Genomic DNA, 10828 nt, shown 5'->3' with positions numbered 1-10828 from the left:
ACCGGCATTTGCCACACCTGCCAACACCCACTTCCCACAACGAAGCCCAGAAGCCGAACCCGACAACCCGCCCCAACCTAACGAAGTACTACTAGGGCGTTTCCAGCGTGCCGAGGGTGACGTCGGCGGTCTTGGCCTGCCCGTCCCGGGTGTAGCCGACGGTCGTCGTGGTCCCCGGGGTGAGCGAGGCGAGCGCGCTGGTGAGCCCGTTCAGCGAGTCGACGGTGGCGTCGCCGACCTTGGTGATCACGTCGCCGGGCTGGAGCCCCGCCGAGGCGGCCGGCCCGCCCGCGCCGACGGCCACCAGCACGGCCCCGGCCGGGCGGAAGTTCTGGTCGAAGTACGTCCGGGCGGTGACCCCCAGCGCGGCCCGGCCGGAGTTGGTGACCTTGCCGTCCTTGATCAGCTGGTCGGCGATGCTCGTGATGGTGGACGCCGGGATGGCGAAGCCGATACCGGGCGCGGCGGCCCCGTTGGCCTCCGGCTCGGTGGCGGCGAGCGTGTTGATGCCGATCACCTGGCTGTTCAGGTTGACCAGCGCGCCGCCGCTGTTGCCCGGGTTGATCGCCGCCGAGGTCTGCACCATGTTGCCGATGGTGGCGCCCGGCGAACCACCGCCCTGGGGCTCCGAGACGGTCCGGCCGGTGGCCGAGACGATGCCCTGGGTGACGCTGCTGGACAGGCCCAGCGGACTGCCCATCGCCAGGGTGATCTGCCCCAGCTCGACCTTGGCGGAGTCCCCGAAGACGGCCGGCTTGAGGGCGCTCGGCGGGCTGGTCAGCTTGATCACCGCGAGGTCGGAGTCCGGGTAGGAGGCGACCAGCGTGGCGTCCAGGGCCTTGGTGCTGTTGGCCAGCGTGACGGTGAAGGTGGTGGCGGTGCCGACCACGTGGGCGTTGGTGACGATGTCGCCCTTGTTGTCGTAGACGATCCCGGAGCCGAGCCCGGTCGCGGTGGTGATCTGCACCACCGAGGGCAGCACGTCGGCGATCACCTTCTGGTAGGCGTCCTGGAGCTGGTTGCCGCCGGCCGGCTGGGCGGAGGACGACGAGGAAGCGCCGGGGGTGGTGGCGGTCGACGAGGAGGAGGACGATCCGCTGCTGCACCCGGCCACCGCCAGCGCGGTCAGCGCGGCGACGGCCGCCGGCCCGGTCAGTCGCCCGCCGAACGCCCGGGGGCCGGTGGGGCGCGGCCCGGCCGGGAGCGGGCGGGTGGGTTCCTTCTTTCGGTTCACCTGGGCTGCCTCCGATTCCATCGGCCGTACCGGGGCCGTCGAGATCCGTGCGGAACCATCGAGATCACAGAGATCTTTGTCAGCATTTCACCGATATGTCCGAGTCATTGCCCCGACGCGCCCGTCACCGGGCACGACCTGGGGCAAGGCGGACAAGCCCTAGGATTCACGCCATGACTTGGTTGATCACCGGTGGTGCCGGGTACATCGGCAGGCACGTGGTGCACCAGCTGGTCGAGGCCGGCGAGCGGGTGGCGGTACTGGACGACCTCAGCACCGGCGACCGCGCCCGGCTGCCGCGGGGAGTCGCCCTGATCGAGGGCTCCACCCTGGACCGCGCCGCGCTGGACACCGCCCTGCGCTCCCAGGACATCGCGGGCGTGCTGCACTTCGCGGCGAAGAAGCGGGTCGGCGAGTCGGTGGAGCGGCCGTTCTACTACTACCGGGAGAACCTCACCGGCCTGCAGAACGTGCTGGAGGCCGTCGCCGAGGCCGGGGTGCCGCGCTTCCTCTTCTCCTCCTCCGCCGCCGTCTACGGCATGCCAGACGTCGAACTGGTCACCGAGACGGCCCCCTGCGCCCCGATGAACCCCTACGGCGAGACCAAACTGGCCGGCGAGTGGCTGGTGTCCGCGGTCGGCCGGGCGCACGGCATCTCCACCGTCTCGCTGCGCTACTTCAACGTGGCCGGCGCCGCCTCGCCCGAGCTCTCCGACGAGGGCGCCTACAACCTGATCCCGATGGTCTTCGAACGGCTCACCGCCGGGCGCGCCCCACTGATCTTCGGCGCCGACTACCCCACCCCGGACGGCACCTGCGTCCGCGACTTCATCGACGTCCGGGACATCGCCTCGGCCCATGTGGCGGCCGCCCGGCGGCTCGCCGCCGACCCGCCCGGCGAGACCTCGCTGGTCCTCAACATCGGCCGCGGCGAGGGCGTCAGCGTCCGGGAGATGCTGGACGTGATCGCCCGGGTCACCGGCCACGACACCACCGGCGAGGTCACCCCGCGCCGCGCCGGCGACCCGGCCCGGGTGGTCGCCTCCGCCGAGCTGATCCACCGCGAGCTGGGCTGGACGGCCCGCCACGGGGTCGAGGAGATGGTGACCTCGGCCTGGGAGGGCTGGTGCGCCCGGCACCCGGGGGCCCGCAGGCGGTAGGGCCGGCCCTCGGGTTCCCGCCTGCGAGGCGTTCGGGACGGCGGCTCAGTGCGAGGGCACCGCCGTGCCGTAGAAGGCGTCCAGCGCGTACACGCAGCGGTCCTTGCTGCCGACGAAGACCCGCCCGCCGACCGCCACCGGCGAGCCGGTCAGCTCGCCCTTGGTGCCGAGCTCCCACCGCAGCTGACCGCTCACCAGGTCCAGGGTGTGCAGCGAGTGGTCGCGGCTGCCCAGGTGGACCAGGCCGTCGGCGACCGCCGGCGAGCCGACGATCTCGCCCCGCGCGGTGTAGCGCCAGCGCTCCCGGCCGGTGGCCGCCTCGAACGCGTAGAGCACGTCCCCGCTGCCGACCAGCACCATGCCGTCCCCGACGACCACCGGCTCGGCGCCCTGCCGGTTGCCGGTGGCGGCGCGCCAGCGGTCCCGGCCGGTCGCCGCGTCGAGCGCGTAGACCGTGCCGAGGTAGTCGGCGACGTAGACCGCGTCCGCGTCCAGCGTCGGCGGGGTGAAGAGCACCACCGGCGCCTCGAAGCGCCAGCGCTCGGCGCCGCTGGCCGCGTCCAGCGCGTACACCCGGGTGCCGGCCGTCACGTACAGCACGCCGGCCCGCTCGGCGGGGCGCGACGGCACGTCCTCGCCCACCGGGAAGGACCAGCGCAGGCCCGCACCGCGCGGATCGACGCAGCGCAGCCGCCCGCCGCCGTAGTAGTACGCGGCGCCGCCCACCAGGGCCGGCCCGGACTGCGGGTTCTCGTAGTCCTGCTGGGCGTCGTCGGCGCGCCACAGCTCGGCACCGCCGGCCGCCGAGCGCAGCTGCACCCCGCCGCCCCGGACGCCGCAGCAGAGCACGCCGTCGGCGGCGTCCAGCGAGTAGACCCAGCCGTCCAGCGAGTTGCGCCAGCGCTCGGTGCCGTCCGCGACGTCCACCGTGTACAGGTGCGGGCCGTCGGCGGCGTGCACCCGGCCGGCGTCCACCGCGAGCGCCCAGGCGACGTCCCGGGTCTTGTAGCGGCGCTGGCCGGAGGCGACGTCCAGGGCGTGCACCTCGAAGCTGGAGACGAAGAGCGTGCCGTCGGCGACCACCGGGGTGCCCCAGACGTCGTTGGACATCCGGAACCGCCAGGGGCGCCAGCGGGCGGCCTGGACCGGCGGCGGCGTCGCCCGGCGGACCCAGTCCGTCTCGGCGGGCGCGGCCCCCGGCCCGGCCTGCTCGGCGCGCGGACCCGGGCCTATCCGGACCGAGGCCCCGGGCAGCCGGACCTCGGCGGCGCTCTCCCCGGCGACCGGGGCCCGGTGGCGGCGGGGGGCGGCGAGCTTCTCGGTGGCGGCCTCGGTGTCCGGCCCGGGCAGCGCGTGCACCGGCCCGGGCGCGGGCGGCGCGTACCGCTCGGCGGGGTGCCGGGTGCGCGGGTCGTCCTGCGCGGGGCGCTGGGGCGGCAGCGGCTGGTGCGGGTGGGGCGGCGGGGCCGGCTGCGGCGGCGCGGGCGCCGGAGCGGGGGCGGGCGCCGGGGCCGGGCGGCGGCCGCGCTTGCGTTCGATCAGCTCCAGCGCGTTGGCCGGCAGCCAGTCCCCCGCCTCGCCCGAGGCGTCGTCACGGGAGAACAGGTGCGGGGCCAGCTCGGCCTGGATCTGCGCCGGCGAGGGCCGGTGCTCCGGGGAGGGCCGCATGCAGGCGCGCACCAGGTCCACCAGCTCGGCCGGCAGGCCGGAGAGGTCGGGCTGGTCGCGCAGCAGCTGGAAGACCGTCTCGACCGGGTTGGCGCCCCGGTACGGCGGGTGCCCGGTGGCGCAGAAGACCAGCAGCGACCCGAGCGAGAAGACGTCGCTGGCACCGGTGACGCCACGGCTGTCCCGGGCCTGCTCCGGCGACATGTACGCCGGGGTGCCGACCGCGACGTTGGTCATGGTGAGCCGGGTGCTGGAGACGCCGGCGGCGATGCCGAAGTCGATCACCCGCGGACCGTCCTCGACCACCAGCACGTTGGAGGGCTTGAGGTCACGGTGGACCAGCCCGGCCGCGTGGATGGACTGGAGCGCCTCCGCGATGCCGGCCACCAGCCAGCGCACCGCCCCCGCGGGCAGCGGCCCGCACTCGGTGACCAGGTCCTCCAGGGACGGCGCCGGGACGTACGCGGTGGCCAGCCAGGGCACCCGGGCGTCGGCGTCGGCGTCGACCACGGCGGCGGTGTAGAACCCGCCCACCGTCTTGGCGGCCGCGATCTCCCGGGCGAAACGGACCCGGAACAGCTCGTCCTCGGCCAGCTCCCCCCGGACGGTCTTGATGGCCACTCGCCGGCCGGACGCGGAGCGCGCCAGGTAGACCAGGCCCATCCCGCCCGCGCCGAGCCGCCCCAGCACCTCGAAGGGCCCGATCCGCCTCGGATCGTGCGCCGTCAGCTGGTCCACTCCGCTGCCACCTCCCCGTCTTCCGCACCCGCCACGGGGTGCCGCAGCCGATTCTCCAATGCCGCCCCGGTCAACTCCAACCTCCCCCGCCCAGAGGCCCCTCCGGCTCACCGTCCGGTCAGTGCCGCCGGAACGGCCGGATTCTGACGCCCGCTCCGCCTGCGGCTTGCACACGAGATGCCCGCAACTCTTTTTCGGGCACCTCGGATCCGGCCGCGATCGTCACGCTCTGTCACTCGACCACCCCTCAGCGGAGGGTCCGTCACGCTGTGGGGTCATAAGCACACGGGGGGGCTTCAACAGGTGCCTCCGGAGCCCGATGAATATCCGTCCGAAGTCGTTCACGCCCCCTATAGCAACCCCCCGTGCGGAGTAATAGTCGCATCACCGAATCGCGCCAAGATCGTGCCACGGTAAGCTGACGGCATGACAGGACAAGTTCGCACCGTCGACGGTCGCGTCGCCGGGCGACGCGGACAGGAGACGCGGCAGAAGCTGCTCGACTGCCTCCGCGAGATGCTCAGCACGTCGCCCTATCGGGACGTCAAGGTCATCGACGTCGCCCGTATGGCGGGTACCTCCCCCGCGACCTTCTACCAGTACTTCCCGGATGTCGAGGGCGCAGTCCTCGAAATCGCCGAGGAAATGGCCAAGGACTCCGACACCCTCAAAGAGCTGGTGGCCGGAAAGTCCTGGGCAGGGAAGTCCGGCACGACCACTTCGGAAGAACTGGTCGACGGATTCCTCGCCTTCTGGCGCAAGAACGACGCCATTCTCCGAGTGGTCACGCTCGGTGCCGCCGAAGGGGACAAGCGGTTCTTCAAGATCCGCATGACGGTCCTCAACGCGGTCGCCAAGCCCCTCACGGAGGCCGTCAAGGAGCTCCAGACGAAGGGCCAGGCCGACAAGTCGCTCGACCCGGCCGCCGTCGCCGGCTCGCTGGTCTCGCTGCTCGCCTCGGCGGCCGAGCACCAGAAGGCGTTCACCTCGTGGGGCGTCAAGGTCAAGGACCTGAAGCCCAACCTCGCTCCCCTGGTGTACCTGGGTGTCACCGGCAAGAAGCCGCCCAAGTAGACCGATCCCGCCTACCCACCCATCCGCTCCGCACGCAGCCCCGGCCTCCTGTCCGGGGAACGACGGACGGCGGCCGTGTCCTCGGGGGAGGTCCGCCGACGTGCCGCAGCGTGCCAGACATGCCGGTGGGCGGGCACCCGTGCAGGGTGCCCGCCCACCGGCATGCGCGCGTGAGAGGGGGCTTCCGGGCCTCCCGGGGACGCCCGGGGGCCCGGAAGGGCCGCGGCGGGCGCCCAGGGGGCGCCACGGGGTGCCCTGGGGGCTCAGGGGGCCGCTAGGGGCAGCGGACGACCTGACCGGCGTACGCCAGGCCGCCGCCGAAGCCGAACAGCAGCACCGGGTCGCCGGGCGACAGCTCGCCGCGTTCGACCATCTTGGAGAAGGCCAGCGGAATGGACGCGGCCGAGGTGTTGCCGGACACCACGACGTCCCGGGCGACCACCGCGTCGGGCGCGCCCAGCTTGGCGGCGATCGCGTCGATGATCCGCAGGTTCGCCTGGTGCGGCACGAAGCCCTTGAGCTCGGACGGGTCGATGCCGGCCTTCTCGCAGGTCTTCCGGGCCAGCGGGGCGATCTGGGTGGTGGCCCAGCGGAACACCGACTGGCCCTGCTGGCTGATCACCGGATCCCAGCCGGTGATCACCACGGCGTCGCTCTTCTCCGGCTCCGAGCCCCAGACCACCGGGCCGATGCCCGGCTCGGCGCCCTCCTCCTGGGCCTCCACCACCGCCGCGCCGGCACCGTCCCCGAAGATCACGCAGGTGGTCCGGTCGGTCCAGTCGAGGGTGTCCGACATCCGCTCGGCGCCGATCACCAGCGCGCGGGTGGCCGCACCGGCCCGGATCGCGTGGTCGGCCGTGGCCAGCGCGTAGGAGAAGCCCGAGCAGACCGTGTTGATGTCGTAGGCGGCGGGCGCGCGCACGCCGAGGCGGGCGGCGACGGCGGCGGCCGTGTTGGGGCTGCGCTCGACCGCGGTGCAGGTGGCGACCACGACCAGGTCGATCTCGGCGGCCGAGCGGCCGCTGTTGGCCAGCGCCTTCTGGGCCGCCTCGGTGGCCAGGTCGACCAGGGTCTCACCCTCGGCGATGTGGCGGGTCCGGATCCCCACCCGGCTGCGGATCCACTCGTCGTCGGTGTCGACCAGCACCGCCAGGTCGTCGTTGGTGAGGACCTTGGGGGGCTGGTAGTGGCCGAGTGCCACAATGCGCGAACCGCTCATACAGCCACTCAACCGGGTTACCCGCTGGTCAGCGGGGCGCGACCGGCTACAGGATCCGCCCCCGGAAGCTGTAGGAGGCCGACAAGGGCCGTTGCGGCGCCTGGGGAGTGGCGGCGGCCGGGACGGCCGGTTCAGGCGGCCAGTGAGGCCGAGTCACCCATCACGATCACCGGATGGGCCGCCGGATCGAGGGTGCGGATCAGCTGGGCCATCTTGTCCTCGGGCACCGAGACGCAGCCGTGCGTCGGGCCGCCGTGGTCGACGTGGATCCAGATGCCGCCGCCCTTCGAGGAGCCGCTGGGGCGTCGCGGGTCGAGCGGCGAGTTGCCGGGCACCCGGTTGTAGTTGATCGCGATCACGTAGTCGAAGGAGCCGGCCAGCGACTCGCCCGCGAAGCCCTTCCCGGAGACCACGAAGTTGGCGTCCTTGTCGTACGGGAGGCGGCTGCCGGGGTCGGCGTTGCGGCCGCCCGCGTCGGTGAGCGAGAAGACCCCGATCGGGCTGCGCAGGTCGCCCTCGTTGTGGTCGGTGGTCCAGCCCTTGTTGGCGTTGTGCCCCTGCCAGGTCTCGCCGGCCAGCCAGCGGCCCTCGGCGGTGCGGGTCCAGAGCGTGACGGCGGTCCGGTTGGCGTCCTTGTCCTGACCGGAGGCGAGCACGACCTGGGTGGTCTCGGCGGGTATCCGCGCGGTGAAGGCGGCCCCCAGACCGGGTATCGCGGCCACCGAGCCGTCCGGGCGGGACTCGCTGCGGTCGGCGGCGGGGGCTCCGGTGTGCCGGTCGCTCGCGGCCTGGGCGGCCGGCGCGGCGGCGGCCGGGGAGGGCTGGTCCGGGGCGGAGACGCCCTCCGGACCGGGGCCGTCGGCGGCGGTCACGCCCGGGTGGCCGGAGTCCTGGCCGACGGTGTACCAGCCCGCGGCGGCCGCGAGCAGCAGCGCGGTGCCGGCGGTCACGGCCTTGCCCCCGCGCTTCTTCTTGGGCTTGCGGCGGTGGCCGCGGGCGGCCGCCCGGGGACCGGCCGCGGCGGCGGCCGGGTCGGCCGCGGGCGCCTGGCCCCGGGGCCGGACCGGTGCGGCGGCGAGCGGCGCCACCGGCTCGACGGGCTGGGGCTGGAACGGCCGGTCGTAGGCGTCGTAGCCCTCGGCGGCGGTGGCCTGCGGGACGTAGACCGCCTGGTGGTCCGGGTGGTTCTGGTGGTTCTGGTGGGCCTGGAGGGCCTGGTGGTTCCAGTGGTCCTGCTGCGGGTAGCCGTTCCAGCCGTCGTGGAACGGCTGGTTCGGGTCGGCCACGGCCTGCGCGGGAGCGTCCCAGCCCTGGTGGGACTGCTGCTCGTAGACCCCGTAGGACTGCTGCGGCACCTCGTACACCGGCTCGTGCATCGGCTCGTACGACGGGTACGCGGTGGCGCGATGGGAACCGGACATGGCGCTGATCCTGCCAAATCCGGACCCGGTTGGGAAACCCGGGGGCCTGTGCGGACCCGGTGAAGAACACCGCCTCCCGGGCCGACGGGCGGCCCGGGAGGCGGTGGAAGCCGGTCGGGGACCGGTCAGAGGCGCATCGCCTGCGGGGTCTCCCGGCGCGTCAGGTCCGGGCCGTCGTACTCCCGGATGACCTCGTAGCGGGTGTTGCGCTCCACCGGGCGGAACCCGGCGTCCCGGATCAGCCCGAGCAGGTCGTCGCGGCCGAGCTTGTTCGGCGTGCCGAAGTTGTCCGCGTCGTGGGTGATCTTGTACTCGACGACCGAGCCGTCCATGTCGTCCGCGCCGTGGCTGAGCGCCAGCTGCGCGGTGGTGACGCCGTGCATCACCCAGAAGACCTTGACGTGCGGCACGTTGTCGAACAGCAGCCGGGAGACGGCGAAGGTCTTCAGCGCCTCGGCGCCGGTGGCCATCTCGGTGCGCGCCATCAGCTTGTTGCGCACGACGCCGTCCTTGGAGTCGTGGAAGTCGTGCTGGTAGCGCAGCGGGATGAAGACCTGGAAACCGCCGGTCTCGTCCTGCAGCTCACGCAGCCGCAGCACGTGGTCGACCCGGTGGCGGGGCTCCTCGATGTGGCCGTACAGCATGGTGGAGGGCGTCTTGAGGCCCTTGCTGTGCGCGAGGCGGTGGATCCGCGACCAGTCCTCCCAGTGGGTGTCGTGGTCGACGATGTGCTGGCGGACCTCCCAGTCGAAGATCTCCGCGCCGCCGCCGGTCAGCGACTCAAGGCCGGCGTCGATCAGCTCGTCCAGGATCTCGTCGGCCGGCAGGCCGCTGATCTTCTCGAACCAGTGGATCTCGGTGGCGGTGAAGGCCTTCAGCGAGACGTTCGGCAGGGCCGCCTTCAGCTCCCGCAGCGAGCGCGGGTAGTAGCGCCACGGCAGGGTCGGGTGCAGCCCGTTGACGATGTGCAGCTCGGTGAGGGAGTCGACCTCCATCGCCTTGGCGAGGCGGACGGCCTCCTCGATGCGCATCGTGTACGCGTCCTTCTCGCCCGGCTTGCGCTGGAACGAGCAGTACGCGCAGGACGCGTTGCACACATTGGTCATGTTGAGGTGGCGGTTGACGTTGAAGTGGACGACGTCGCCGTTCTTCCGCGTCCGCACGTGGTGGGCCAGACCGCCCAGCCAGGCCAGGTCGTCGCTCTCGTAGAGCGCGATCCCGTCCTCGCGGGTCAGCCGCTCACCCGCGTAGACCTTCGCCTCCAGCTCGCGCTTGAGCCCTGCGTCCATGCGGTGCCCCGCCTCCTCCGACTTCGAATCGTTGCCGGACCGAGCGTACGCCTATGCCGGCGTCACGCCGCGAGCAGCTCCGCGAGCAGCGCCGGATCGATGTTCCCACCGCTGACCACGGCGGCCACCGCGCGGCCACCGATCTCGCCCGCGCGGTGGAGGTACGCCGCCGGGGCGACCGCGCCGGAGGGCTCCGCGACCAGCCGGCCGCGCCGGGCCAGCACGGCCACCGTGGCGCGGATCTCGTCCTCGGTGACGGTGACGATGTCGTCCACGTACGCGGTGAGGTGCTGGAACGGCAGCTCGCCGACGGAGGGGGTGCGCAGCCCGTCCGCGATGGTCCGGTAGGTGTCGGCGACCGGCCAGGCCAGCCGCTCGCCGGCCCGCAGGCTGGCCTGGGCGTCGGCGGCCAGCTCGGGCTCGACGCCGACCACCCGGATGCCCGGGCGGGTGAGCTTGAGGGCGGCCGCGACGCCGGAGATCAGGCCGCCGCCGCTGACCGGCACCAGCACGGTGTCCAGCTCGGCCGGGGCGTCCTCGGCGATCTCCAGGCCGACCGTGCCCTGGCCCGCGATGATGTACGGGTCGTCGTAGGGCGGCACCCAGACGTAGCCGTGTCGCTCGGCCAGCTCGCCGGGCACGGTGTCCCGCTCCTCCGGCGAGACCAGCAGCACCTCGGCGCCGAACGAGCGGGTGCCCTCGACCTTGACCGCCGGCGAGGTGTCCGGCATCACGATCACGGCCTTGATGCCGAGCAGCCCGGCCGCGTACGCCACCGCCTGGGCGTGGTTGCCGCTGGACTGGGCGACCACACCGCGGGCCCGCTCCTCGTCGTCGAGCGCGGCGAGGCGGTTGTAGGCACCGCGGGTCTTGAAGGCGCCGGTCGGCTGGAGGTTCTCCGGCTTGAGCCAGAGCCGGCGCTCGCCGTCGCCCGCCCAGGGGGCGGGGACCAGCGGGGTGCGGACCGCCACCCCGGCGATCCGCTGCCGAGCCGCGCGCAGCTCCTCCAGACCGACCAGTGCCAT

The 10828-nt window shown here is 73.3% G+C and carries 8 protein-coding genes; 2 read left to right on the top strand and 6 right to left on the bottom strand.

Annotated elements, in window-relative coordinates:
- Nucleotides 1-91: 91 nt before the first annotated feature.
- A complete protein-coding gene (locus tag ACZ34W_RS32225; RefSeq protein WP_442906807.1) occupies nt 92-1234 on the bottom strand; it encodes a S1C family serine protease in 1143 nt (380 codons plus the stop codon).
- A gap of 173 nt (nt 1235-1407) precedes the next feature.
- On the opposite strand from ACZ34W_RS32225, the gene galE reads away from it, so the two are divergent.
- Nucleotides 1408-2394 carry a UDP-glucose 4-epimerase GalE gene (gene galE, locus ACZ34W_RS32220; RefSeq protein ID WP_465609133.1) on the top strand — a complete coding sequence of 329 codons (987 nt, stop codon included), beginning with the start codon at nt 1408-1410 and terminating at the stop codon, nt 2392-2394.
- Nucleotides 2395-2439: 45 nt separating this feature from the next.
- Here galE and ACZ34W_RS32215 read toward each other — a convergent pair whose 3' ends face one another.
- Entirely contained in the window at nt 2440-4800 is a 2361-nt protein-coding gene (locus ACZ34W_RS32215) for an outer membrane protein assembly factor BamB family protein (RefSeq protein WP_465609131.1), read from the bottom strand.
- Nucleotides 4801-5226: 426 nt separating this feature from the next.
- On the opposite strand from ACZ34W_RS32215, the gene ACZ34W_RS32210 reads away from it, so the two are divergent.
- Nucleotides 5227-5874 (top strand): TetR family transcriptional regulator, encoded by a 648-nt coding sequence (locus tag ACZ34W_RS32210; protein ID WP_329488227.1) that lies wholly within the window; start codon nt 5227-5229, stop codon nt 5872-5874.
- Between the two features lie 274 nt (nt 5875-6148).
- Here ACZ34W_RS32210 and ACZ34W_RS32205 read toward each other — a convergent pair whose 3' ends face one another.
- The 4 genes from ACZ34W_RS32205 to ACZ34W_RS32190 form a co-directional block, all read right to left on the bottom strand.
- Nucleotides 6149-7093 carry a beta-ketoacyl-ACP synthase III gene (locus tag ACZ34W_RS32205; RefSeq protein ID WP_329488228.1) on the bottom strand — a complete coding sequence of 315 codons (945 nt, stop codon included), beginning with the start codon at nt 7091-7093 and terminating at the stop codon, nt 6149-6151.
- 131 nt (nt 7094-7224) lie between these two features.
- On the bottom strand, nt 7225-8514 hold the full coding sequence (locus ACZ34W_RS32200; RefSeq protein WP_465609128.1) for a L,D-transpeptidase family protein: 1290 nt from the start codon (nt 8512-8514) through the stop codon (nt 7225-7227).
- A 125-nt stretch (nt 8515-8639) separates the two neighbouring features.
- A complete protein-coding gene (mqnE, locus tag ACZ34W_RS32195; RefSeq protein WP_329488230.1) occupies nt 8640-9803 on the bottom strand; it encodes an aminofutalosine synthase MqnE in 1164 nt (387 codons plus the stop codon).
- Between the two features lie 62 nt (nt 9804-9865).
- A complete protein-coding gene (locus tag ACZ34W_RS32190; protein WP_465609126.1) occupies nt 9866-10828 on the bottom strand; it encodes a threonine ammonia-lyase in 963 nt (320 codons plus the stop codon).

This window comes from Kitasatospora sp. NPDC022856, assembly GCF_055561235.1.
Note: the sequence above shows the minus strand (reverse complement) of the source record. Positions and strands in the feature narration are given on the sequence as shown.